The sequence below is a fragment of the Pseudomonas alcaligenes genome (genome assembly GCF_041729615.1).
In the GTDB taxonomy this organism is placed as follows: Bacteria; Pseudomonadota; Gammaproteobacteria; order Pseudomonadales; family Pseudomonadaceae; genus Aquipseudomonas; species Aquipseudomonas alcaligenes_B.
On the sequence record NZ_CP154874.1, the window covers coordinates 223,493 to 246,009 of the forward strand.

Here is a 22,517-nt window from a genome sequence, read left to right on the forward strand (position 1 = left end):
GGGAATCATGTACGCCATCAGCGACAGTAACGCCTATCCCAGCGAGCGCGAGGCCGTCCAGAAGCTTGCACCTCAGCCCAAGTGCATCCGTGACACCGGCCTGAACGAGAACTTTCTCGGCGATCTGCTGTGCAAACACCTTCACGATGCCGGCGTCCTCGACCTGCCGCGCCTGGTCGAGCGCCTGGCACTGACGGGCGCAGTGGTGGAAGAGGTGCTGCAGTTCCTGCGCAAGCAGGGACGTATCGAGGTGCTGGGGCAGACAGGGGGACAGGCGCTGCGCTATGGCCTGACCGAACGTGGCAGGGTCTCGGCGCGCGATGCCCTCGAGCGCAGCGGCTACCTGGGGGCGGCACCTTTCCCGGTGAGCGCCTATCGCTCGTTGCTGAAGGTACAGACCATCCACCATGGCAACATCACGTCACGCGACATGCGATCGGCCTTCGGGGGCGTGGTCCTCAGCGAGGGCATGTTGGATCAGCTCGGCGTGGCGATGAATTCCGGTCGGGCGATCATGATCTACGGCCCTGCCGGTACCGGGAAGACCTACATCAGCACCAAGCTGATCCGCCTGTTCGCCGAGGCCATCTGGGTGCCCTATGCCATCGTCATCAACGAGTCGGTGGTGGAGGTCTACGACCCCCAGGTGCACCAGAGCCTGGAAGATCCGCAGCAGAATCCACTGTTGCTGGACGAGGGTATCGACCGCCGGCTGCTGTGCTGCAAGCGACCGATCGTGATCACCGGCGGCGAGCTGACCATGGAGCAGCTGGACGTCCGCTATGACCCTTACAGCCGCCAGTACCAGGCACCGCTGCAGCTCAAGGCCAGCAACGGCATGTTCATCATCGACGACATGGGGCGCCAGCGCATGGCGCCGGCGGAGCTGCTCAACCGCTGGATAGTGCCGATGGAGGAGAAGCGCGACTTCCTCAGCCTTGGTGGCGGCCGGCACTGCGAACTGCCGTTCGACCTGATCCTGGTGTTCTCCACCAACCTGAACCCGCTGGAGCTGGCCGACGAGGCCTTCCTGCGGCGCATCGGCTACAAGCTGCACTTCGATTACCTCAAGCCGGATGACTACGAGCGCATCTGGCGGCAGGAGTGCGAGCGGCTCGGCATCGCATTCGATCCGATCCTGCTGCGCTATGTCCTGCAGGGGCTGTACGAGGCGGAGGGCATGCCACTGGTGCCCTGTCATCCGCGCGATCTGCTCGGCATGGCGCTGGACCGCCAACGCTACCTCGATAGTCCCGGGCCGCTGTCGCCTCGGGAGCTCGAGTGGGCATGGCACAACTACTTCGTGCAACTCGATTTTCTCGGCTGAGGAGATGCAGACATGAGTTCTCGTACTCTCACGCTGGTGGTCCTGTCCGTGGTACTCGGGCTGGGGGCCGCCTGGATGGCCAACAACTGGCTTAGCGAGCGGCTCAGCGCCGCTCCCGATGACAACATGCGCGGAGTGATGGTGGCAGCCGTTGAAATTCCCTTCGGCACCATGATCGAGGCCCAGCACATCACCATGGTGCGCATGCCCAAGGCCACGGCTCCCGACGACTCGTTCGACAGTCCGGAGAAGGCCATCGGCAAGATCGCCACCTTCTCCATGCTGCGTGGAGACATCCTGCGCAGTGCTCGGCTGGCCGAGCACCTGGGCGGCAGCACCCTGGCCTCGCTGATCGAAACCGACAAGCGTGCCATCTCGGTCCGGGTCGACGATGTGGTCGGGGTGGCCGGATTCCTGTTGCCGGGTAACCGGGTGGATGTACTGGCCACCAAGAAGACCGGCAATGCCAATGCCCAGGCCGAGACCATTCTCGAGGACCTGCGCGTGCTGGCTGTCGATCAGACCGCCAGCACCGACAAGACCCAGCCCGTGGTGGTGCGTGCGGTCACCCTGGAGATGACCCCCGAGGAGGCTGAAATCCTGGTCAAGGCGATGGCTGAGGGGCGCCTGCAGCTGGCCCTGCGCAATCCGCTGGATAACCAGAAGCGCCCGCCCGAACCCCCGCCTGTTGCCGCTCAGCCGGCCCCGGCGCCGGCTCCTCAGCCGAAGCCGGTGGTACGGCGCAGCAACGAGGGCGCAGGGGTGACGGTGATTCGCGGTACTGCAGTGGCCAACGTGCGTTTGTAGGCGCCAGCGCTCTGGCGAGACAGGCTTCGCGGGCCGAGCCCGCGCATACGGGACAAGCGGCCCGGCAAGGAGAGGGATATGCAAAGCATTCGAGTGATGGGTTCGGCGTTGCTCTTGGGCCTGAGCCTGATGGTGGCCCAGCTGCAGGCAGCCGAGAAACCGGCCGTCAGCGTGATGCCGGCGCTCAATGACGGCAGCATCCAGGTACCGATCTACAAGTCCCGGGTGCTTAGCACGCGGGTGCCGGTCAAGCGCATTTCGGTCGGCAACCCGGACATCGCCGATATCCTGATCACCAGCCCATCCCAGCTCTACCTGCTCGGGCGTGCCCTGGGCAGCACCAACGTGCTGCTCTGGGACGGCAACAACAGGCTGATCGACAGTCTCGACCTGGAGGTCGTGCACGATCTTGGCGGTCTCAAGAGCAAGCTCTACCAGCTGTTGCCGAACGAGAAGATCGAGGTGTTCAGCGCCCAGGGTGCGCTGGTGCTGCGCGGCCAGGTCAGCAGCGCGGCGGCCATGGACTCGGCGATGAGCATCGCCAAGAGCTATGCGGCCCAGAGCGTCAGCGTTGCCCAGGGCGAGGGGCAGGATGCCAAGGCGGGCCCCAGCAAGTCGCTGGAGGTGGTCAACTTGCTTAGTGTGGGCGGTGGCCAGCAGGTGATGCTCGAGGTCAAGGTGGCCGAGATGCAGCGCAACCTGGTCAAGCGTCTCGGGGTGAATTTCCTGGCCATCGGCGAAGCCGGCAACTGGGATATCGGCACCTTCAACGGCGGCTCCTCGCTGCTGGAAGATGGCCTGCTGCGCGACAGCAAGGGCTTCCTGGCCCAGTTCGCCTCCGGCAGCTTCCTCTTCGACGTGGTTCTCGAGGCGGCCAAGGACAATGGCTCGGCCAAGGTCCTGGCCGAGCCGACACTGGTCACCCTGACCGGCCAGCAGGCCGAGTTCATCTCCGGTGGCGAGTTCCCGGTGCCGATCACCGAAGAGGATGGCATCACCATCGAATACAAGGAGTTCGGGGTTGGCGTGCGCTTCCTGCCGGTGGTGCTGGATGCCGACCGCATCAACCTGAACCTGAATGTCTCGGTCAGCGAGATCTCTAACGCCAACGCTCTGGTTCTGGATACCGGCCTGGATACGCCGCTAGGCGACGGGGTAGGCCAGGTCATTCCGTCGCTGACCAAGCGCAGTGCGCAGTCCACGGTGGAGCTTGCCAACGGCCAGACCATAGCCATCGCCGGCCTGATCAACGAGAGCACCCGCGATCTGGTCAGCCGCTTCCCCGGCCTCGGCGATATCGCCGTAATCGGCCACCTGTTCCGCAGCCAGGAGTTCATCAAGGGCGAAACCGAGCTGGTGATACTGGTGACCCCGCATATCGCCAAGCCGGTCGATGCCAAGCTGGTACGTCTGCCCACGGAGCGTTTCGTCGAGCCCAGCGACCTCGATTTCTACCTGCTCGGCAAGACCAAGGGTGACGGCCCCGATCGTGCCGTGCCGGTCAGCCTGGGTGTCACCGGCAGCAGCTTCGGCCATGACCTCAAATAACGGAGACGCCACGATGAAGACGCTAAGCCTGCTGTGTGTCATGGCCGTTGTGCTGGGTGGATGCATGACCTACGACGAGGGGCGTGTCGGTCACCTGGGACAGAGCGTGTACGCCACCAACTATGAGCAGATCGCCGACAAGGAGCGGGCTGCCAATCCCGGCAGCGCACCCTCGGCGGTGGGAACCGACGGGCCGCTGACCGAGCGCGTGCTGGACGGCTATCGGGGCAAGACCAGCGATGCCAAGCAGGTAAGCCAGCCCATCCAGATCAACATCGACTAGAGGAGCCTGCACCATGAGCCCCCGCAAGCCGCGCCGCTCCACCGCGCTGCCACAACGTCAGCGGGGCGCTGCCATAGTGCTGATCGTCATCGCCCTGGTGTCCATCCTGCTGATGTCCGCCCTGGCCCTGGATGGCGGGCACATGCTGGTCAACAAGACCCGCCTGCAGAGCGCGGTGGACGCCGCCGCACTCAGTGGGGCTAAGACCCTGAGCGAATATGTCGGCGGCGACATGAGCGCCGGGGCCTCTGCCGCCCAGGCCGCGGTGACGCTGACACTCGATCTGAACGCAGCCGCTTCCGGCAATGCCGAGTTGGCTGGCGTCAGCGACCTGGCTCTGGTCACCTTCTCGGCAAGTGTCTACGGCCCCTTCGCGACGAGCGCCGGCAGTGATTCGCGCTACGTGCGGGTGGCCGTGCCGGACTTCCCGCTGGCAGGGTTCTTCTGGGGTGTCCTGCAGATGTTCGGCAACCCGGCGGACAAGGCCGTAGCCGCCATCGCCACGGCAGGCCCCAGCCCGACCAGCCCCTGCGAACTGGCTCCGGTGATGGTCTGCGGCGAGCCTGGGCAAGCGAACTTCGGCTTCGACTTCGGTGCGCTCCAGGTGCTCAAGTCAGCCTCGCACAAGGACGCCAATATCGGTCCGGGCAATTTCCAGCTGCTCGACTTCGGCTCCGGGGGCAAGACAGTCGGCGACTTGATGGCCGGAGGTGGCACCATCTGTCCGCAGATCGGCGAGAACGTGCAGACCAAGCCAGGCAATACCGTCGGCCCCTCCGTCAAGGGCCTGAACACCCGTTTCGGTGATTACAGCGGCGGCTATGACGCCGACGACTACCCCCCGGATCTGGTGACCGACCATGGTCAGGAGGGCGGCACCGGCAATTCCGGCAGCTTCAGCCTGGCTGACGACGGCTCGACCATCCTGTTCGGCAACAGCAACTCCGGCGGCGGAGGCGGAGGGGGCAGCGGTGGTGGTCGAGGCGGCGGCAAAGGTGGTGGACAGGGAGGGGGCGGTGGAGGTGGCTCCTCTGTCCCTGCCGTGGCCGACTCGGACGGCAATATAACTGCGGGCGGCCAGGCACTGTTCGACTACAACGACTGGCTGGATGCTGCGAACTCCTGCGCCAGTGGTGGCGGGGGGTGCGAGGATGATGGCGTGGCCGGCCGGCGCATACTGCGGGTAGTGATAGGCGGTCCCTGTACGGGAACCGACTCCGGTACCAGCCAGGTTCCAGTGCTGGGGTTTGGCTGCTTCTTCGTGCTGCAGCCGGCGGATCAGAAAGGCAACGAATCACAGATATTCGGCCAGTTCGTTGAAATGTGCTCGAGCGACGGGGTGCCGGGGCCGACGCCTGCTGACGAGAACGGTCCGCAGATCATCCAGCTGTACAAGACCTACATCGACGGCATCGCCGTCCCCAGCATCGACTCCTGAGGTGGCTGAATGAAGCTCGCGGCGGGTAAGAGAGGGCAGCAGGGCATGGCGATGGTCGAGTTCGCCATCGCCTTGCCGTTGCTGGTGCTCCTGCTACTGGGCGTCGCCGAGTTCGGACGCATGCTGTTCCACTACAACAACCTGCTGCAGGCCAGCCGGGATGCCGGCCGTTATGCCGCGAGCAAGGCCTGGAATGCCACCCTGGGCAGGCTCGATCTGAGCACCAGCTTGCAGACGGAAATCAAGAATGTAGCCGTATATGGGGTGCCATCCACCACCGCTGGCTTCTCTGCCGTGGTGCCGGGTCTCACGCCTGACGATGTGCAGGTGCGCCCCTCCGCCAGTGATGCCCGCTATGTCGAGGTACAGCTTTCCTATGACTTCCAGCCGGTGATCGGCAGTGTGCTGCCATCGCTCTTCGGCAACGATGTGCCGCTCGCCGTCGAGCTCAACTCGACGGTCGTGATGAGGGCACTGTGATGAAAAAGCGCATGCAGGGCATCTATGTAGTCGAGTTCGCCGTCGTGGGTGTGCTGCTATTTACCCTGCTGTTTGGTGTGATCGAGATGGGGCGCCTGTACTTCACCGTCAACACTCTGAACGAGACGGTGCGGCGTGGCGCGCGCCTGGCCGCCGTATGCGACATCAGCGACCCGATCATCCTGCGCCGGGCAATCTTTAACGCTGCGGATGAAACCGGCGCCAGCGGCCTGATTGCCAATCTGGATACCGCCGACCTGACGCTGACTTATCTGGACATCAACGGAGCGGTCGTCGCAGCGCCCAGCGACACCTCCGGCAGCAATGGTTTCCGTGCCATCCGCTACGTTCAGTTGCGGGTGGACAACTTCACCTTTGACCTGTTGATCCCCTTGCTCGGCACCCAGATCACCCTGCCCAGTTTCCGGGCAACCCTGCCGCGCGAAAGCCTCGGGCGCCATGCCGAGGATGGGGTGACTCCGGAGATCACGCCATGCTGACCCCATCCAGTTCTTCTCGCAGCGGCCCGCGGCTGCTGATCAGTAGCCGCGATGCCCGCGCGCTCAATCAACTGCAGGAGATCAGCCAGCGCATTCCGGGGCTGCAGGTCAGCACACGCCTGGTCAGCAATGGGCATACCGATCCGCTCTATGGTCTCGACGAGTTGCCGGACTTCCTCCTGCTCTGGGTCAGTCATCTGTGGCGTGACGAGCTGGAGGCCCTGCTGCAGCGGCCGCTCAGTGAGCGCCCGCCGCTGTTGGTGTGCGGCCCGCTGGAGGAGCGCGAGGGTATGCGCATGGCGATGCAGGCCGGCGCCCGCGACTTCCTCTCCGACGCGGTGGTGGAGGCAGAACTGCTGGGCGCCCTGCAGCGCATGCTGCGCGAAAGCCATGTGAGCACCGGCGCCGGTGGCAAGCTGGTGGCGGTGATGAATGCCAAGGGCGGCTCGGGAGCGACCATGTTCGCCTGCAACCTGGCGCACCAGCTCAGCGCGACCGGTGCCAGCACCTTGCTGCTGGATCTCGACCTGCAGTTCGGCAGCGTGGCACACAGCCTGGACATTGCTCCTACGCACAGCCACGTGGAAGTCATGCAGCAGGTGGAGGGGCTCGACAGCGTGGCCCTGCGCGGTTTCTGCAGCCACTTCAGCCCGACCCTGCATGTTCTGGGCGGGCGCTCCAGTGATCTGTGCCTGGCCCAGGATGTCCGCCTGGAGCAGCTGGAGACCCTGCTCCAGTTGGCCCGTGCCAGCTACGACTGGGTCGTGGTGGACCTGCCGCGGCAGATCGACCATCTGACGGGCATCACCCTGGAGCAGGCTGATCACTGCTACATCCTGCTGCAGCAGAGCCTCAGCCACCTGAAGGATGCCAGCCGGCTGCTGCAGATCCTGCGCAACGATCTGGGCGTGCAGAGCAACCGCCTGCATGTGGTGGTCAACCGTTACAACAAGGCCGCGCCGATCACCCTGCAGGATATCGATGACGCTCTGCATTGCCCCGACCTGCAGAAACTGCCGAACGACTTCGCCGCCGTCAGCGAAAGCCAGAACAGCGGCATACCGCTTGAGCTGCATGCCCCGCGTGCGCCCATTACCCTCGCCCTGCGCAGCCTGAAGCAGGAGTTGGCCGGTACCGAGGCCGGCGAACAGGGATTGTTCAAACGTACCTTCAGCCGCCTGTTCAGGGGGTGAGTCATGCTCAGCGACTTTCGTAATCGACTGCGTCAGCAGAGTGGCAAGGCCAAGGACGGCGTCGCGTCCACAGAGCCGGCGCCCCCCAGCGTGATGAGCTGGGAGGTTTCCGTACCCTCGGAAGTCTATGAGACCCGCACCCAGCTCAATCAGGTGGAAACCGAGTGGCGCGAGAAGATCTACCAGCAGCTGCTCAAGGTCATGGACCTGTCACTGCTGGACTCGCTGGAGCCCGCCGAGGCGGCCCGGCAGATCCGCGATATCTGCCAGCGCCTGCTGGACGAACATTCGGCGCCGGTATCGACCAGCAGCCGGCAGCTGATCATCAAGCAGATCGGCGACGAGGTGCTCGGCCTGGGGCCGCTGGAACCGCTGCTGGCCGACCACAGCGTGTCGGACATCCTGGTCAACGGGCACGCCTCGGTCTACGTCGAGCGCTTCGGCAAGCTGCAACGCACCGACGTGCGCTTCCGCGATGACCAGCACCTGCTCAATATTATCGACCGTATCGTTTCCAGCCTGGGCCGGCGCATCGACGAGTCCTCGCCGCTGGTGGATGCGCGCCTGAAGGATGGCTCGCGGGTCAATGCCATCATCCCGCCGCTGGCCATCGATGGACCGAGCATGTCCATCCGTCGTTTCGCCGTGGACCTGCTCAACGCCGAGAGCCTGATCCAGATGGGCACCATCACCCCGGGTATCGCCCTGATGCTCAAGGCCATAGTGCGTGGTCGCCTCAACGTGCTGGTGTCCGGTGGTACCGGTACCGGCAAGACCACCATGCTCAACGTGCTGTCCAGTTTCATCCCTGACAACGAGCGCATCGTAACCATCGAGGATTCGGCCGAGCTGCAGCTGCAGCAACCGCATGTGGTGCGCCTGGAAACCCGCCCGCCGAACATCGAGGGGCGCGGCGAGGTGAACCAGCGCGAGCTGGTGCGCAACAGCCTGCGCATGCGCCCGGACCGCATCGTCATCGGCGAGGTGCGCGGCGCCGAGGCCCTGGACATGCTCACGGCGATGAACACCGGCCATGACGGTTCGTTGACCACTATCCACGCCAATACCCCGCGCGATGCGTTGGGGCGGATCGAGAACATGGTGTCGATGACCGGTGCCACGTTCCCGATCAAGGCCATGCGCCAGCAGATTGCCTCGGCCATCGACGTGGTCATCCAGCTGGAACGCCAGGAAGATGGCAAGCGCCGCCTGGTGAGCGTGCAGGAGATCAACGGCATGGAAGGGGAGATCGTCACCATGACCGAGATCTTCACCTTCGAACGGCGCGGCCTTGGCGAACATGGTGAAGTGCTCGGCGAGTATCGTCCCACCGGCATGGTGCCAGCCTTCCGTGACGTGCTGGCCAAGCGTGGCATCGAGTTGCCGCTGAGCCTGTTCCGTCCGGACTGGATGGAGGCGATGCAGTCATGAACCAGATTCCCAGCGAGATGATCCTGGCCTTCCTCGGCATGGTCTTCGCGGCCGTGTTCCTGCTCAGCCAGGGGCTGGTGGTGCCGGTGTTCGGCGAGGCGGGCAAGATGCGCAAGCGCATCCGCTCGCGCCTGCACCTGCTGGAGACGGCCAACCATCTGCCGAACATGCAGACGGTGCTGCGGCAGAAGTACCTAAAACGCCTCTCCCCGCTGGAGGCCGCGCTGGAACAGCTGCCCTGGTGCGAGCGTCTGGCGCAGATGATCGAGCAGTCCGGGCACGACTATCGCGCCTACCGGGTGATGCTGCTGGCGCTGGCGCTGGTCGTGCTGGTCGGTGTCGCCGCCTGGCTGCTGCTCAAGTTGTGGTGGGCGGCCCTGGTCTTGGCCCTGCTGGCTGGCTGCGTGCCCTTCATCAAGATCGGCAGCGACCGCGCCAAGCGCTTTGCCGATTTCGAGGCGGGGCTGCCCGATGCCCTCGACGCGATGTGCCGGGCCCTGCGCGCCGGCCACCCGTTCAACGAGACCCTGCGCCTGGTGGCCGAGGAGCACAAGGGGCCGGTGGCTCACGAATTCGGCCTGACTTTCGCCGACATCAACTACGGTAATGATGTGCGCCGCGCCATGCTCGGGCTGCTGGAACGCATGCCGAGCATGACGGTGATGATGCTGGTGACCACCATCCTCATCCACCGCGAGAGCGGCGGCAACCTCACCGAAGTGCTGGAGCGCATCAGCGGCCTCATTCGCGCGCGGTTCCGCTTCCAGCGCAAGGTCAAGACCCTGTCGGCGGAGGGGCGCATGTCGGCCTGGGTGCTGGTGGCGATTCCCTTCGTGCTGGCCGCCGGGATTGCCGCGACCACCCCGGAGTACATGCCGCTGCTGGTCAAGGATGAATTCGGCCAGAAGCTGGTGATGGCGGCCTTTGGTGCCATGTTGCTGGGCATCTTCTGGATTCGCCGGATCATCCGGCTCGATGTGTAGGAGGCGCCATGGATTACCTGCTGGCTCTGATCAACCGCATGGTCGGCAACGAGGAAATTGCCCGGCTGCTGTTCGTCGGGGGCATTTCTCTCAGCGTAGTCCTGCTGGTGGCGACTCTGGTGTTGCTCCTGTTTGGCCTGCAGGACCCGGTACAGCGGCGCTTGGGCATGATCAAGCGCGGGCACGGGCATGGCGCAGCCGGCACCTATGCCGCGCCGAGCAACCTGCAACTCCTGCTGGAGCAGGTCGGGCAGCGCTTTGCCAGCGACGAGGCCCGCAACAACTCGCCGACCCGCCAGCTGCTCACCCATGCCGGCTATCGCTCCGGTTCGGCGCCCCAGGTCTACTGGGCTATTCGTCTGCTGTTGCCGGTGCTGCTGCTGATCGCCTCGCTGCTGACCCTGCCTCTGGTACCCGAGCTCTCCCTGAATGTCGGCATCATGCTGGTTGCCACGGCTGTTGGCGTCGGCTGGCTGCTGCCGGCCATCTACGTCGACAAGCGCAAGGAAGGGCGCATGCGGCGCCTGCGGGTCGCATTTCCCGATGCGCTGGACCTGATGGTGGTCTGCGTCGAGTCGGGCTTGTCCCTGCCCCAGGCGATGGAGCGGGTGGCCGAGGAGATGCTGGTCAGCCAACCCGAACTGGCCGAGGAGCTGGCCATGGTGAATGCCGAAATTCGTGCCGGGATACCCAACACCCAGGCACTCAAGCATCTGGCCGAGCGTACCGGTCTGGATGATGTACAGGGGCTGGTCAGCCTGCTGGCCCAGAGCATCCGCTTTGGCACCAGCGTTGCCGACACCCTGCGGGTTTATGCGGAGGAATTCCGCGACCGTCGTACCCAGGCGGCGGAGGAACAGGCTGCCAAGGTCGGGACCAAGCTGATCTTTCCTCTGGTGCTCTGCCTCTGGCCCAGTTTCTTCCTCGTTGCAATCGGCCCCGTGATCGTCGGGATCCTCAGGACTTTCGGGAAGCTATGACATGAACAGGAATCTTTCGTTGCTCGCCTTGTCGCTCGTTCTGGCCGGCTGTCAGAGCATGCCCGAGCTCGGCACCGACCGCTCGATCTTCAATGGCCAGAATTCCGTGCTGTATCAGGTACAGGAGCAGGCCAGCTCGCCAGATCAGGCCATGCGCATGGCGGCCATTGCCTATCAGGGGGGAGCCCTGGATCAGGCGCTGTACCAGTACCTGCGCGCCATCGAACTTGATCCCGAGCAGTATGAGGCCATGGTCTGGGTTGGGCGCATCCACCGTGAGCGCGGCAATAGCCATTTGGCCGAACTGGCCTTTGCCGATGTGCTGCAGAGCCAGCCAGGCAATCTTTCGGCTCTCACGGAAATGGGCTTGCTGCAGTTGGCCCTGCGCCGCTCCGACAGCGCCAAGGAGATGCTGGGCAAGGCCTTGGAGATGGACCAGCGTCGCCTGGGCGGCTCAGCCTCGAGTGAGCCGAGCGGCCTCAAGGTCGATAGCAAGTCACCGCTCAAGCTTTACAACGGCCTGGGGGTGCTGGCTGACCTGGATAACGATTTCTCCCGGGCCGGAGAGTTCTATCGTCTGGCCCAGCAGATCGAACCGCGCTCGCCGCTGGTCGCGAACAGCCAGGGCTACTCCTACTACCTGGCCGGACAGTGGAGCGAGGCCGAGGCACAGTACAGAAGAGGTCTTGGTTTCGATGGCCGTTACGAGCCGCTGTGGCGCAACTATGGCCTGCTGTTGGCACGGATGGGACGCTACGAGGAGGCGCTATCCAGCTTCGAACGGGTCGAGAGTCGTGCAGCCGCCAGCAACGATGTGGGCTACATCTGCATGATCGAAGGCAAGCTGGATGAGGCCGAGCAGTTCTTCCGCAGCGCCATCGACCAGTCCCCTTCGCACTACGAGATGGCCTGGGAGAACCTGCAGCGCATCGAGCAGATTCGTCGTCTGCGCCAGCGTGGCATCGGGCAGGACACCGTCGACGAGGTCGAGGCCTTCGCCGTGGTGCCGAGCGAAGCGCTCAAGGCAGCGCCCTGAGCGCAAACGGCCTCAGTTGCTGGCGTTGAGGCTGTCGGTCAGCGCCTTGGCTGCCACCAGCTTGACCGCCTTCTTGGCAGCGATCTGGATCGCCTTGCCAGTGGCCGGGTTGCGCCCGGTGCGGGCCGGACGCTCGTTGACCTTGAGCTTGCCGATACCCGGCAGGGTGATTTCCCCATCGTTCTCCAGGGCGTCCGCGACTATTTCACCGAGCTGGTCGAGGAGGGCGCGCACATCGGTCTTCTGCAGGTCGGTGGCTTCGGCGAGGTCGGAAATCAGCTGGTCTTTGGTGATGGCCATGGAGGGCTCCGCGAGGTGGATTCGGCGGGCAAGCTAGCACAAATTCCCCGTAGTCACCCTGTGCATGCCTGGGTACTTCTGCACTCGGTGCCGTGGAGTCCGCTTCAGTGAACCGGCCAGAGTGCACGAGCGGCGGGCATGCGGGCAGAGTCTATGCTTAGTGGCACAACAACAGCACCACCGACCTCCTGGAGGCCACCATGTTGCGCCTATTTGCCGATCTTGGATTCCGCTGGAAGATGGCTCTGCCGATTCTGCTGCTCGCCGTATTGCTGGTGCTCATGGGCGCCCTGAGCGTGCAGGGCATCGGCCAGGTCGCCGACTCCAGCACGCGCCTGACCAATCGCTACCTGCCCGCCATCAGCCTGCTGCTGAATGCCGACCGTGATCTTTACCAGGGCTTCGTCGCCGAGCGCAGCTTGCTCGATGAGGGTGCTAGTGCCCATGCCGAGGCGCTGCGCGCCGCCCATGCGGAAAACCTGCAGCAGGCCTACGACCGCGTGCACAAGTATGCCGAGATGCAGCCGGGGGCCGAGGCACTGGCGCTGGTCGCCAAGTTCGACAGCGGCTACGCCCAGTGGAAGGCGACTTCCAGCCGGGTGCTGGAGCTGGCGGCGAGCGATCCGGCGGCCGCCTCCGCGCTGAGTTACGGCGACAGCGAGGCGCAGTTCGAGGCCATGCGCGATGCCATCGACAAGCTCGGCGAGCTGGAAGACAGCGAAGCCAACGCCGAAGGTCTCAAGGCCATCGCCCTGGGCGACGACCTCAGCTGGCAACAGGGCGGCATCACCCTCGTCGGTCTACTGGTCTGCGCCGTGCTGGTGCTCGGCTTCCCGGTGCTGGTGACCCGCCCCCTGCACAACCTGCTGCATCGTATCGAGCAGATCGCCGAGGGTGATGGTGACCTGCGGGTGCGCCTGGAAGTCCTGTCGCGCGATGAACTGGGCAAGCTCAGCGATGCCTTCAATCGCTTCCTCGACAAGCTGCAGCCACTGATTCGTGAAGTGGGGCGGGTGACGGGGGAGGTCGCCACCTCGGCCGAGACCCTGGCCAGCATGGCCGCAGCCAACGACCGCCTGATCAGCCACGAGCACCTCGCCGTGGATCAGGTCAGCACTGCCGCCACCGAGATGAGCACGGCCGTGCATGAGGTGGCGCGCAACGCCCAGAATGCCGCCGATGCCGCCCGCAGCGCCGAAGTGCAGTCGCGCGAAGGCGCCCAGGTGGTGGGCGCCACCATCCACGCCATTCGCCAGCTGGCCCATGAAGTGGAGAGTGCATCGGACACCATCCAGACCCTGGAACAGGAAACGGCCAACATCGGCGCCGTGCTGGCGGTGATCAAGGGCATCGCCGAACAGACCAACCTGCTGGCGCTCAACGCCGCCATTGAGGCGGCGCGCGCCGGCGAGCAGGGCAGGGGCTTCGCCGTGGTGGCCGACGAGGTGCGAGCCCTGGCCGCACGTACCCAGGACTCGACCAAGGACATCCAGCAGATGATCGAGCGCCTGCAGGCTGGTGTGCAGAATGCGGTCAAGGCCATGCATTCCGGCAGCGAGAAGGCTCGCGACAGTGTCGAGCGCGCCGCCGGGGTGGACGGTGCGTTGTCCGCCACCGGTGACTCGGTGGCCCGGATCAACGACATGGCCGCGCAGATTGCCAGCGCCTGCGAGCAGCAGAGCAGCGTGACCGAGGAGATTGCGCGCAACATCAGCGATATCCGCGATCTGTCCAACGAGGCGGCGCAGACCTCGGAGCAGAGCACCCAGGCCAGTGCCCGGCTGTCCGAACTGTCCCACGGGCTGGCGCAGCTGGTCGGCCGCTTCCGCGTCTGACCGCCATGGCTGCCGATCGGCACGCCGGATATGTGCTTCCCGTTCTAAGTGGTTGAAGCGCTTGTAACTTTGCATTCAGCCAGTACAATGGCGCGGCCCGTCGCTCGACGGGCTGCGTTATGGTGGTCCCATCGGTCCCCCCGCAACGATTACCCGTCAACCTGGTCAGGTCCGGAAGGAAGCAGCCATAGCGGGAACATCGTGTGCCGGGGTGTGGCTGGTGGGGCCGCCTCCAATCTTCCCCCCAGTATCCTCAGCTCGTTCCGCCTCTGTGGGGCGTGCCTTTGTGTGCATGCGCGAAACCGTCGGCGCCGGCCAGCATTGAACTAATGCCATCAGGGCAGGTCTTTGCCGGGTCACCTGCCTTCCCAACGGACTCCATTAGCCATGCATTCAGTGGATCAACCGGCGACCCCGCAGCTTCCGCTCAGCAGTGTCCGTCACCATCTGATTTTCACCCTTGGCAGCATGCTGCTGCTGATGCTGCTGTTTTCGCTGCTGCGCCTGGCCCTGCTCTGGTATAACGCCGAGCAGATCGGCGAGGCCACGACCGCCGACCTGCTGGAAGCCTTCGGCAACGGCCTGCGCTTCGACATCCGCGTCGTGGTGATCGCCTGTGCCCCCCTCTTGCTGGCCTTGCTCAGCCCCCGAGCCATGGCCGCACGCCGGGCCCAGGTGCTCTGGCTGAGTCTGGTGGCCAGCCTGGCGCTGTTGCTCGGGGTGGCCGAGCTGGACTTCTACCGGGAGTTCCACCAGCGCCTGAACGGCCTGGTGTTCCAGTACCTGGAAGAAGACCTGGGCACCGTGTCGAGCATGCTCTGGCATGGTTTCCCGGTGGTGCGCTACCTGCTGGCCTGGGTACTCGGCAGCCTGGCCTTGGGCCTGCTGTTCCACTGGCTGGCGCAGGTGAGCCGGCCGAGTCGGCCCATTGCGCCGCTGTCCTGGCCCTGGCGCACGGGCGTTTTCGTCCTCTGCCTGGTGCTGGCGGTGATCGCCGGTCGCGGCACCCTCAAGCAGGGGCCGCCACTGCGCTGGGGCGACGCCTTCACCACCGACTCCATGTTTGCCAACCACCTGGGCCTCAATGGCGTGCTGACCCTGGCCGACGCTGCAGAGAACAGCTTCTCCAGCCATCGCGACAATGCCTGGAAGGCCACGCTACCCGAGGCCGAGGCGTTGCAGGTGGTGCGCGAGATGCTGGTCGGCCCGCATGAGCGCCTGGTGGATGCCGAGAGCGCGGCGGTGCGTCGCGACTTCAGTCCGCCGGCTGCCGGAACCCTGCCGATCAAGCATGTGGTGGTGATCCTGATGGAGAGCTTCGCCGGTCGCTGGGTCGGAGCGCTGGGCAGCGATGCGGGCATCACGCCCAACTTCGACCGCCTGAGCCGGGAAGGACTGCTGTTCACCCGTTTCTTCTCCAACGGCACCCATACCCACCAGGGCATGTTCGCCACCATGGCCTGCTTCCCCAATCTGCCGGGTTTCGAGTACCTGATGCGCACTCCCGAGGGGAGCCACCGTTTCTCCGGCCTGCCGCAGCAGCTCAGCGCCCGGGGCTATGACGACCTGTACGTCTACAACGGCAATTTCCAGTGGGACAACCAGTCCGGTTTCTTCGGTAACCAGGGCATGCGCAACTTCATCGGCCGCGAGGATTTCGTCGATCCGGTGTTCATCGACCCGACTTGGGGCGTATCCGACCAGGATATGTTCGATCGGGCTGCCGAGGAGCTGGCCAAGCTCGACCCGGCAAAGCCGTTCTATGCGCTGCTGCAGACCCTTTCCAACCACACGCCCTACGCCCTGCCCGAGCAGTTGCCGGTAGCGCCGGTGACCGAGCATGGCTCGCACAACCAGCACCTCACCGCCATGCGCTATTCCGACTGGGCGCTGGGCCGCTTCTTCGAACAGGCGCGGAAGTCGCCCTATTACCGCGACACCCTGTTCGTCATCGTCGGCGACCACGGTTTCGGCAGCCCGGAGCAACTCACCGAGCTGGACCTGTTCCGCTTCAACGTGCCCCTGCTGTTGATCGCCCCCGGCATCCAGGAGCGCTTCGGCGAGCGTCGCGACACCGTCGGTACCCAGGTCGACGTGGTGCCGACCATCATGGGCCGCCTCGGCGGCACGACCCGCCAGCAGTGCTGGGGGCGCGACCTGCTCAACCTGCCGGAGGGGGATCAGGGCATCGGCGTGATCAAGCCGTCCGGTAGTGACCAGACGGTGGCGATCGTCAACGGCGACAGCATTTTGGTGCAACCCAAGGGCCTGCCGGCCAGGCTCTACCGTTACCAGCTCGGCGCGCGCAGGACCGAACTTGTGCAGGGCGATCCGCGCCAGGAGACGCTGCAGCGGCGTCTCGAGGCTTTCCTGCAGGTCGCGACCGGCAGCCTGCTGGCCAACACCGCCGGTGTCACTGACGGCGTCGATGTGGCGGCCCGTCGCAGCGACTGAGGCCGTCAGCCTGATTCGCGCTGGAACTGGCGGGGCGCCTTGCCTTTCCAGCGCTTGAAGGCGTGGATGAAGTTGGACACTTCGCCATAGCCCAGGCGCTCGGCGATTTCCTCCAGGGTCAGGCCGCCGGTGGCCAGCAACTCCTCGGCCAGGGCCTGGCGTACTTCGTCGAGCAGCTGGCGGAAGTGGCAACCCTCCGCTTCCAGGCGACGGCGCAGGGTGCGCGAGCTCATGTGCAGGCTGCTCGCCACCTGCTGCATGTCCGGCAGTCGCCCCGGGCGCTCCAGCAGTAGGCCGCGGATACGCCCGGCCAGCCCGCTGCGCTGGTTGCGCCTGGCCAGCAGGCGCTGGCACTGCTCCTCGCACAGCCGCACCGCCTGCGGGTTGGCACCCGCCAGTGGCAGGTCGAGCAGCTGGCGGGGAAAGGCGATGCGGTTGTGCGCCTGGCCGAACAGCGGCAGCAGGCCCAGCTCCTCGCGGTAGGGCTCGGTGTCGCTGGGTGCCGGCAGGCGCAGTTCAACCCGCAGCAGGGGCGGGTCGCCGCCAAACAGCTCGCGCAGCACTTGCAGCATGCCCGCCAGGTCGCGCTCCAGCAGGAAGCGCCGCAGCTCCAGCGGAACCTGTGCATCGTCCAGCCACAGGTTGACCTCGTCGCCGCTTTCCTCCACGCGCATGCCGTGGAAGGCATAGGTCAGGTCCAGGTAGCGCAGGCCCAGGCTGGCGGCATCCCGGAAGGTCGGGCTGGACAGCAGGGCGAAGCCCCAGATGCCATAGCTGTTGAGCCGATAGCGGCGGCCCAGTTTCAGGCCCAGTCCAGGGCGATCGTCGCAGGCCCGAACCAGGTTGTGCGCCAGCTGCAGCTCCTGCTCGGCGGTGATCTCCGCGCCCGGGTCGGCGAGCAGGGCCCAGTCCAGGCCGGTGTCCTGCAGGCAGATGTCGAGGGGCAGGCCCAGATCCAGGCCGTACTGGCTGATGAGCTGGACGCTGATGGCGCTGCGGCGGGGGAGTGGCATGATTTTTGGCCGAAACTCACAATTTTGTGGCCGACTATGCCATAAACCCAAACGCGGGCAATGCTTAGCATGGCGCCGAGTACCAAGGCTCAAGGAGATAACAATGGATAACGAGACTCCCGAGCAGGCGTTCACCCGCGTGCTGATCATCGGTTCCGGCTTCGCCGGCCTCGGCCTGGCCATGCGCCTGCGCCAGCAGGGGCAGGACGACTTCCTGATTCTGGAAAAAGCCGCTGCCCCGGGCGGCACCTGGCGCGACAACAACTATCCCGGCGCGGCCTGCGACGTGCCCTCGCACCTGTATTCCTTTTCCTTCGAACCGAAGACCGACTGGACCCGGCGTTATGCGCCGCAGGCGGAGATCCATGCCTATGTGCGCCAGTGCATCGAGCGCCACGGCCTGGCGTCGCGCATCCGCTGCAACAGCGAGGTGGCCGAGGCCGAGTTCGACGAGCGCGCCGCCCTGTGGCGGGTCACCACCACCGATGGCGTGACTTTCCGCGCGCGGGCCCTGGTCAGCGCCTGCGGTCAGCTCAACCGGCCGTTCTACCCGCGCATTGCCGGGCTGGAGCGTTTTGCCGGGGCGAGTTTCCACTCGGCCCGCTGGCGCCATGACATCGACCTTGCCGGCAAGCGCGTGGCGGTGATCGGCACCGGCGCCAGCGCCATCCAGTTCGTGCCGCAGATAGTGCCCAAGGTGGCGCGCCTGCACCTGTTCCAGCGCACTCCGGCCTACGTGCTACCCAAGCCGGATCGCGTCTATAGCCGTCTGGAACTGGCCCTGATGCAGCGCTGGCCCTGGACGCAGAAGCTCGACCGCGGCCTGCAGTACCTCCATCACGAAGTGCGTGGCGTGGCCTTCTTCCTGCTGCCCTGGCTGATGAAGCCCTATCGCCGGCAGTTCCTCCGCCACCTCGCCCGCGAGGTGGCCGACCCGGTGCTGCGCGCCAGGCTGACGCCGGACTATCCGCTAGGCTGCAAGCGCATCCTGATCAGCAACGACTACTACCCGGCGCTGGTGCAGCCGCAGGTGGAGGTGGTGGGCGAGGCGATCCGCGAAGTGACCGAGCACGGCATAGTCACGGCCGATGGTCAGGAGCGCGCCGTGGATGTGCTGATCTACGGCACCGGCTTCGCCGCCAGCGACTTCCTCGCCCCCATGCGCATCCGCGGCCTCGGCGGCCGCGAGCTGGGCCAGGCCTGGAAGGATGGCGCCGAGGCTTACAAGGGCATCAGCGTCAGCGGCTTCCCCAATCTGTTCATCCTCTACGGGCCGAACACCAACCTGGGGCACAACTCGATCATCTACATGCTCGAAAGCCAGTATCCCCATGTGTTGCAGTGCCTGGCCAGGCTGGAGCAGGGCTTGCGCTACCTGGACGTGCGCCAGCCGGCGCAGGAGGCCTGGAACCGCCAGGTGCAGCACGACATCGAGAACTCGGTCTGGGAGCAGGGGTGTACCAGCTGGTACAAGAACGCCGCCGGCAAGCACACTAACAACTGGTCGGGCTTCACTTTCAGCTACCGCCGCCACACCCGGCGGCCACAGTGGAGCGACTATGACCAGGTCCGTTGAGCTGGCAAGCCCGCCAGGCCTGGGGCAGCGCCTGCTCAGCGGGGTGCTGCGCGGCAGCACGCGGCTGGTGTTTCGCACGGGCCTGCATCCACGCCTGGCACCGTCGCTGCAGCGGCGCGTGCTGCGCCTGGCCACGCTGCTGGCGCCACCAGCCCGCGGCGTGCGCATCGAATCGGCCCGGCTCGCCGGCGTGCCCTGCGAGTGGCTCACGGCCGCGCGCGACAACGGCTGGGTGCTGCTCTACCTGCACGGTGGCGCTTTCATGGTCGGCTCGCCGCAGACCCACCGGGCGATCACCAGCGCGCTGGCCCGCCTGGGCGAGCTGCGGGTCTGCGCCCTGGATTACCGGCTGGCGCCGGAGCATCCCTGGCCGGCCGCCTCCGACGATGCGCTGGCGGCCTACCGGGCGCTGCTGGCGCAGGGGCAGCCGGCAGAGCGCATCGTCATCGCCGGCGATTCGGCCGGCGGCAACCTGACCCTCAACTGCGCCCTGCGCCTGCGCCAACTGGGCCTGCCGCAGCCGGCGGCGCTGGTGTGCCTGTCGCCGCTCAGCGACCTCGGCGGCGGAACCTGGCACGAGCCGCCGGCCGGCGATCCGCTGATCACCGCGGCCTGGCTGCGCCAGGGGATAGACGCCTATTGTCCGCCCGGGGTGGACCGGCGCGACCCGCTGCTGTCGCCGCTGTTCGCCGACCTGCATGGCCTGCCACCACTGCTGGTGCAGGTCGGCGAGGATGAGCACCTGTTGCAGCACAGCCTGCGGTTGCGCGAGTGCGCCGGTCTGGACCTGCAGCTGGAGGTCTATCCCGGGCAGTGGCATGTGTTCCAGATCAACTGCGGCCTGCTCGACGTCGCCACGCTGGCGCTGCGGCGGGTCGCCGAATTTCTCGGGGAGAGGGGCTGCCGATGAACAACATCCTGATCACTGGCGCCGCTTCCGGCATCGGCGCCGCCACCGCGCGGCTGTTCCATGCGCGAGGCTGGAGCGTCGGCCTGCTCGATATCGAACACCGGGCCCTGGCCGAACTGGCCGCGGAACTGGGCGGGGCCTGGCACGCCGAGCTGGACGTGACCGACGCCGGCGCGGTGCGCGAGGCCTTGCAGGACTTCTGCGCCGCTCACGGTGGCCGCCTGCGCCTGCTGTTCAATTCCGCCGGGGTGCTGCGCTTCGGCCATTTCGAGGAGATCGCCCTCGAGGAGCACGCGCGCATCCTGCAGATCAACGTGCTCGGCCTGCTGCAGGTCACCCATGCGGCCTTTCCCTACCTCAAGGGCAGCCCGCATGCCCAGGTGATCAACATGGGCTCGGCTTCGGGTCTCTATGGCACGCCGCACATGGTCAGCTATTCGGCGTCCAAGTTCGCCGTGCGCGGTCTGACCGAGGCCCTGGAGCTGGAGTGGCGGCGCCACGGCATCCATGTCGGCGACCTGATGCCGCCATTCGTGCGCACACCGATGGTGACGCGGCAGGGCTTCGAGCCACCGGCCCTGCGTCGCCTGGGCGTCCGGCTGGCGGCCGAAGACATCGCCCGGGCGGTGTGGCAGCAGGCCGCTCGGCCCCGGGTGCACCGGCCCCTGCATTGGCTGTTCCGCCTGATGTATGCCGCCGGCCAGGTGTCACCGCCCTCGATCAGCCGTCTGTTGATGGGCTGGCTCAGCCGCGACTGAGCCACCCGTCGCCGAAGCCCTGGCCAATGGTCGGTGTGCCAGCAGTCTGCCGGCGCAGACGCTACCCTGAAGAGGTGGCGGAATCGACGGGCGTGCGCCTGGCCGGCCGCCTGCGGGCTTGAGGTCCGCGCAGGAAAGGCCAGGCAGCGCTTGCCTGGCTATCGTGCGACACCCTAAGGTGTCGCTGTGCCGTCGGATTCCTGGCGGTTGCGGTCTATCCATCGCCTGAGAGGAGGTCGTTACATGAGCACAACCTTCCAAGATGATGTCAGCAGTAGTGTTCTGCGCCGCATGAAAGAGGGTGGTTTCGATTTTGCCCGGGTTCATCCCATCGAGTTCTACGCCATTTTCCCGGATGAGGACCGGGCCAGACAGGCGGCAAGGCAGTTTCGCGGTGAATCCCTCAATGCACAGGTCTGCGTGCGTGAGGATGGCGCCTGGCACCTGCAGGTCAGCAAGGTGATGTATGCCACCCATGCCGGCATCGGCGACTTCGAGCAGGATCTGGAGGCCCTGGTGGTGCCCCTGGGCGGTGTGCTGGATGGCTGGGGGGTGACTCAGGAAGTGCGTCTCGACGTTCAGGCCGTCAGCAGGGTCTGAGCAAAGCCGGCCAGTCCTGCGGGGCTGGCCGGTCCCATCCTTTTCCTCGGCTCAGCCCGTGGTGCGCTGATGCAGCGCGTCCAGATAACCGATCACGTCCGGGGCACCTGCCAGGCGCAGACCTTCGCCCAGAGCATTGGCTTCCGCCGAATTCTTGGGCAGCAGCAGGAACTCCGGGGCATCGGCGTAGCGCAGCAGTGACAGGCGAGCATAGGGCAGGCCGTGATTGAGCAGCAGGCTCATGAAGGCCGGTTCGCTCCAGGCCTGCACCGGCATGGCCAGCATGTGGTAGCGCCGGCGCAATTCGCCCAGCCCGCTGGCGCTGAGGCGGTAGCGCGTCAGTTCGGCCGGCAGGGTCACTTCCAGGCCGCGCAGGCGGGCGTAGGCGATGGCGCAGGCGAAGGCTTCGCCCTGCTGTTCGCCGGCCCAGAACAGCCGCTCGCCGTACCAGCTGGCCTGGCGCACTTCGACTGCTTCGGCGGCGAGGAAGCGCGGCATGGCCTGGCTGATGGTCTTGAGAAAGTCCTTGTAGCTGATGATGCGGACGCCGCGGCCCAGGGGGCTGGCCGCCAGTTCCTCGAAGCTGGCCAGGCGGTCATCCAGGCTCGGCGGCGGGCTGCACAGGCCATCGATGCGGCGCAGATCGAAGTCATCCAGGTGCAACACCTCGCGCTCGACCACCCCCATCAGTACGGCGCGGGCGGCGGCCTTGTCCTCCTGCACCGGGCCGGACAGCGCATCGCGCGGCAGGTCCACCAGACGCTGCAGCGGCGGCCCGGCCGCCCACCAGAGGCTGGCCGCCGGCACCGGCAACGGCTGGAACTGCAGCTGCAGATGGCGGGCACGCTCGAACACCAGGCGCGGCACACGGCCGCTCAGACCCAGGCGCTGGGCCAGGGCGGAGAGGCGAGAGGCGATGGAGGAGGTGTCGGACAGACTCATGACCCGCAGGAAGCTCCTGGTACTACTGTGCCAGTGTGGCAGAGCCGTCTGCGCTGCGCACTATCCGGATGAGCCTGAATCGTTTCGGCGCGAGCCTGTGGCAGAATGATGCCGTCCATTTCG

21 protein-coding genes, 1 other RNA gene and 1 pseudogene are annotated in these 22,517 nt (G+C 65.9%); 20 read left to right on the forward strand and 3 right to left on the reverse strand.

Annotation, left to right across the window (positions count from 1 at the left end; genetic code table 11):
• The first annotated feature begins 7 nt into the window (after nucleotides 1-7).
• The 12 genes from AAG092_RS01115 (at nucleotide 8) to AAG092_RS01170 (ending at nucleotide 12,006) form a co-directional block, all read left to right on the forward strand.
• The gene (locus tag AAG092_RS01115; protein WP_110683757.1) at nucleotides 8-1,327 is read left to right on the forward strand and encodes an AAA family ATPase; all 1,320 of its coding nucleotides are present in this window, start codon (nucleotides 8-10) and stop codon (nucleotides 1,325-1,327) included.
• Nucleotides 1,328-1,339: 12 nt separating this feature from the next.
• The gene (cpaB, locus tag AAG092_RS01120) at nucleotides 1,340-2,134 is read left to right on the forward strand and encodes a Flp pilus assembly protein CpaB (protein ID WP_110683758.1); all 795 of its coding nucleotides are present in this window, start codon (nucleotides 1,340-1,342) and stop codon (nucleotides 2,132-2,134) included.
• Nucleotides 2,135-2,212: 78 nt separating this feature from the next.
• On the forward strand, nucleotides 2,213-3,682 hold the full coding sequence (locus tag AAG092_RS01125; protein ID WP_373388150.1) for a type II and III secretion system protein family protein: 1,470 nt from the start codon (nucleotides 2,213-2,215) through the stop codon (nucleotides 3,680-3,682).
• Nucleotides 3,683-3,695: 13 nt separating this feature from the next.
• Entirely contained in the window at nucleotides 3,696-3,965 is a 270-nt protein-coding gene (locus AAG092_RS01130) for a hypothetical protein (RefSeq protein WP_373388151.1), read from the forward strand.
• A 13-nt stretch (nucleotides 3,966-3,978) separates the two neighbouring features.
• Nucleotides 3,979-5,403, forward strand: coding sequence for a pilus assembly protein TadG-related protein (locus AAG092_RS01135; protein ID WP_373388153.1), 1,425 nt, complete (start codon nucleotides 3,979-3,981; stop codon nucleotides 5,401-5,403).
• Nucleotides 5,404-5,412: 9 nt separating this feature from the next.
• Nucleotides 5,413-5,883, forward strand: coding sequence for a TadE family protein (locus AAG092_RS01140; RefSeq protein ID WP_373388154.1), 471 nt, complete (start codon nucleotides 5,413-5,415; stop codon nucleotides 5,881-5,883).
• A complete protein-coding gene (locus AAG092_RS01145; protein ID WP_373388155.1) occupies nucleotides 5,880-6,383 on the forward strand; it encodes a TadE family protein in 504 nt (167 codons plus the stop codon). Before AAG092_RS01140 ends, AAG092_RS01145 begins: the two co-directional genes overlap by 4 nt.
• On the forward strand, nucleotides 6,377-7,576 hold the full coding sequence (locus AAG092_RS01150; protein WP_373388156.1) for an AAA family ATPase: 1,200 nt from the start codon (nucleotides 6,377-6,379) through the stop codon (nucleotides 7,574-7,576). The genes AAG092_RS01145 and AAG092_RS01150 overlap by 7 nt, the downstream gene beginning before the upstream one ends.
• A 3-nt stretch (nucleotides 7,577-7,579) precedes the next feature.
• Nucleotides 7,580-9,007 (forward strand): CpaF family protein, encoded by a 1,428-nt coding sequence (locus AAG092_RS01155; protein WP_373388158.1) that lies wholly within the window; start codon nucleotides 7,580-7,582, stop codon nucleotides 9,005-9,007.
• Nucleotides 9,004-9,990, forward strand: coding sequence for a type II secretion system F family protein (locus AAG092_RS01160; RefSeq protein WP_110683051.1), 987 nt, complete (start codon nucleotides 9,004-9,006; stop codon nucleotides 9,988-9,990). Before AAG092_RS01155 ends, AAG092_RS01160 begins: the two co-directional genes overlap by 4 nt.
• Before the next feature lie 8 nt (nucleotides 9,991-9,998).
• Nucleotides 9,999-10,970: a type II secretion system F family protein gene (locus tag AAG092_RS01165; RefSeq protein WP_110683052.1), complete on the forward strand. Its 972-nt coding sequence runs from the start codon at nucleotides 9,999-10,001 to the stop codon at nucleotides 10,968-10,970.
• Nucleotide 10,971: 1 nt separating this feature from the next.
• A complete protein-coding gene (locus AAG092_RS01170; RefSeq protein WP_373388160.1) occupies nucleotides 10,972-12,006 on the forward strand; it encodes a tetratricopeptide repeat protein in 1,035 nt (344 codons plus the stop codon).
• A 12-nt stretch (nucleotides 12,007-12,018) separates the two neighbouring features.
• Here the strand turns inward: AAG092_RS01170 and AAG092_RS01175 are convergent, their stop codons facing one another.
• Nucleotides 12,019-12,306: an HU family DNA-binding protein gene (locus tag AAG092_RS01175; protein ID WP_110683054.1), complete on the reverse strand. Its 288-nt coding sequence runs from the start codon at nucleotides 12,304-12,306 to the stop codon at nucleotides 12,019-12,021.
• Nucleotides 12,307-12,545: 239 nt separating this feature from the next.
• On the opposite strand from AAG092_RS01175, the pseudogene AAG092_RS01180 reads away from it, so the two are divergent.
• The 4 genes and pseudogenes from AAG092_RS01180 to AAG092_RS01195 form a co-directional block, all read left to right on the forward strand.
• Nucleotides 12,546-13,283: pseudogene (locus AAG092_RS01180) on the forward strand (MCP four helix bundle domain-containing protein); the annotation flags it as partial.
• Between the two features lie 78 nt (nucleotides 13,284-13,361).
• Nucleotides 13,362-14,141: a methyl-accepting chemotaxis protein gene (locus AAG092_RS01185; RefSeq protein ID WP_373389543.1), complete on the forward strand. Its 780-nt coding sequence runs from the start codon at nucleotides 13,362-13,364 to the stop codon at nucleotides 14,139-14,141.
• A 129-nt stretch (nucleotides 14,142-14,270) separates the two neighbouring features.
• Nucleotides 14,271-14,367, forward strand: an RNA gene (ffs, locus tag AAG092_RS01190) — signal recognition particle sRNA small type.
• 161 nt (nucleotides 14,368-14,528) lie between these two features.
• Nucleotides 14,529-16,595, forward strand: a complete 2,067-nt coding sequence (locus AAG092_RS01195; protein WP_373388162.1) for an LTA synthase family protein — start codon at nucleotides 14,529-14,531, stop codon at nucleotides 16,593-16,595.
• A gap of 5 nt (nucleotides 16,596-16,600) precedes the next feature.
• Here the strand turns inward: AAG092_RS01195 and AAG092_RS01200 are convergent, their stop codons facing one another.
• Nucleotides 16,601-17,608, reverse strand: a complete 1,008-nt coding sequence (locus AAG092_RS01200; RefSeq protein WP_373388164.1) for an AraC family transcriptional regulator — start codon at nucleotides 17,606-17,608, stop codon at nucleotides 16,601-16,603.
• Nucleotides 17,609-17,711: 103 nt separating this feature from the next.
• Here AAG092_RS01200 and AAG092_RS01205 point away from each other — a divergent pair, with 103 nt between their 5' ends.
• The 4 genes from AAG092_RS01205 to AAG092_RS01220 all read left to right on the forward strand — a co-directional run bounded on the left by AAG092_RS01205 (nucleotide 17,712) and on the right by AAG092_RS01220 (nucleotide 21,452).
• The gene (locus tag AAG092_RS01205; RefSeq protein ID WP_373388166.1) at nucleotides 17,712-19,184 is read left to right on the forward strand and encodes a flavin-containing monooxygenase; all 1,473 of its coding nucleotides are present in this window, start codon (nucleotides 17,712-17,714) and stop codon (nucleotides 19,182-19,184) included.
• On the forward strand, nucleotides 19,168-20,094 hold the full coding sequence (locus tag AAG092_RS01210; RefSeq protein ID WP_373388168.1) for an alpha/beta hydrolase: 927 nt from the start codon (nucleotides 19,168-19,170) through the stop codon (nucleotides 20,092-20,094). The genes AAG092_RS01205 and AAG092_RS01210 overlap by 17 nt, the downstream gene beginning before the upstream one ends.
• Nucleotides 20,091-20,852: an SDR family oxidoreductase gene (locus AAG092_RS01215; protein WP_373388170.1), complete on the forward strand. Its 762-nt coding sequence runs from the start codon at nucleotides 20,091-20,093 to the stop codon at nucleotides 20,850-20,852. The genes AAG092_RS01210 and AAG092_RS01215 overlap by 4 nt, the downstream gene beginning before the upstream one ends.
• A 243-nt stretch (nucleotides 20,853-21,095) precedes the next feature.
• A complete protein-coding gene (locus tag AAG092_RS01220) occupies nucleotides 21,096-21,452 on the forward strand; it encodes a ribonuclease E inhibitor RraB (RefSeq protein ID WP_373388172.1) in 357 nt (118 codons plus the stop codon).
• A 51-nt stretch (nucleotides 21,453-21,503) separates the two neighbouring features.
• Here AAG092_RS01220 and AAG092_RS01225 read toward each other — a convergent pair whose 3' ends face one another.
• Nucleotides 21,504-22,394 (reverse strand): DUF6685 family protein, encoded by an 891-nt coding sequence (locus AAG092_RS01225; RefSeq protein ID WP_373388174.1) that lies wholly within the window; start codon nucleotides 22,392-22,394, stop codon nucleotides 21,504-21,506.
• Between the last annotated feature and the right edge of the window lie 123 nt (nucleotides 22,395-22,517).

Excerpts from the sequence above, each read along its gene's own strand:
- AAG092_RS01200 (WP_373388164.1), bottom strand. The coding sequence starts at position 17,608 with ATGCCACTCCCCCGCCGCAGCGCCATCAGCGTCCAGCTCATCAGCCAG.
- AAG092_RS01205 (WP_373388166.1), top strand. The coding sequence starts at position 17,712 with ATGGATAACGAGACTCCCGAGCAGGCGTTCACCCGCGTGCTGATCATC.
- AAG092_RS01210 (WP_373388168.1), top strand. The coding sequence starts at position 19,168 with ATGACCAGGTCCGTTGAGCTGGCAAGCCCGCCAGGCCTGGGGCAGCGC.
- AAG092_RS01155 (WP_373388158.1), top strand. The coding sequence starts at position 7,580 with ATGCTCAGCGACTTTCGTAATCGACTGCGTCAGCAGAGTGGCAAGGCC.
- AAG092_RS01125 (WP_373388150.1), top strand. The coding sequence starts at position 2,213 with ATGCAAAGCATTCGAGTGATGGGTTCGGCGTTGCTCTTGGGCCTGAGC.
- AAG092_RS01195 (WP_373388162.1), top strand. The coding sequence starts at position 14,529 with ATGCATTCAGTGGATCAACCGGCGACCCCGCAGCTTCCGCTCAGCAGT.
- AAG092_RS01130 (WP_373388151.1), top strand. The coding sequence starts at position 3,696 with ATGAAGACGCTAAGCCTGCTGTGTGTCATGGCCGTTGTGCTGGGTGGA.
- AAG092_RS01165 (WP_110683052.1), top strand. The coding sequence starts at position 9,999 with ATGGATTACCTGCTGGCTCTGATCAACCGCATGGTCGGCAACGAGGAA.
- AAG092_RS01135 (WP_373388153.1), top strand. The coding sequence starts at position 3,979 with ATGAGCCCCCGCAAGCCGCGCCGCTCCACCGCGCTGCCACAACGTCAG.
- AAG092_RS01175 (WP_110683054.1), bottom strand. The coding sequence starts at position 12,306 with ATGGCCATCACCAAAGACCAGCTGATTTCCGACCTCGCCGAAGCCACC.
- AAG092_RS01115 (WP_110683757.1), top strand. The coding sequence starts at position 8 with ATGTACGCCATCAGCGACAGTAACGCCTATCCCAGCGAGCGCGAGGCC.
- AAG092_RS01160 (WP_110683051.1), top strand. The coding sequence starts at position 9,004 with ATGAACCAGATTCCCAGCGAGATGATCCTGGCCTTCCTCGGCATGGTC.
- AAG092_RS01185 (WP_373389543.1), top strand. The coding sequence starts at position 13,362 with ATGGCCGCAGCCAACGACCGCCTGATCAGCCACGAGCACCTCGCCGTG.
- AAG092_RS01140 (WP_373388154.1), top strand. The coding sequence starts at position 5,413 with ATGAAGCTCGCGGCGGGTAAGAGAGGGCAGCAGGGCATGGCGATGGTC.
- AAG092_RS01170 (WP_373388160.1), top strand. The coding sequence starts at position 10,972 with ATGAACAGGAATCTTTCGTTGCTCGCCTTGTCGCTCGTTCTGGCCGGC.
- AAG092_RS01220 (WP_373388172.1), top strand. The coding sequence starts at position 21,096 with ATGAGCACAACCTTCCAAGATGATGTCAGCAGTAGTGTTCTGCGCCGC.
- AAG092_RS01215 (WP_373388170.1), top strand. The coding sequence starts at position 20,091 with ATGAACAACATCCTGATCACTGGCGCCGCTTCCGGCATCGGCGCCGCC.
- AAG092_RS01225 (WP_373388174.1), bottom strand. The coding sequence starts at position 22,394 with ATGAGTCTGTCCGACACCTCCTCCATCGCCTCTCGCCTCTCCGCCCTG.
- cpaB (WP_110683758.1), top strand. The coding sequence starts at position 1,340 with ATGAGTTCTCGTACTCTCACGCTGGTGGTCCTGTCCGTGGTACTCGGG.
- AAG092_RS01150 (WP_373388156.1), top strand. The coding sequence starts at position 6,377 with ATGCTGACCCCATCCAGTTCTTCTCGCAGCGGCCCGCGGCTGCTGATC.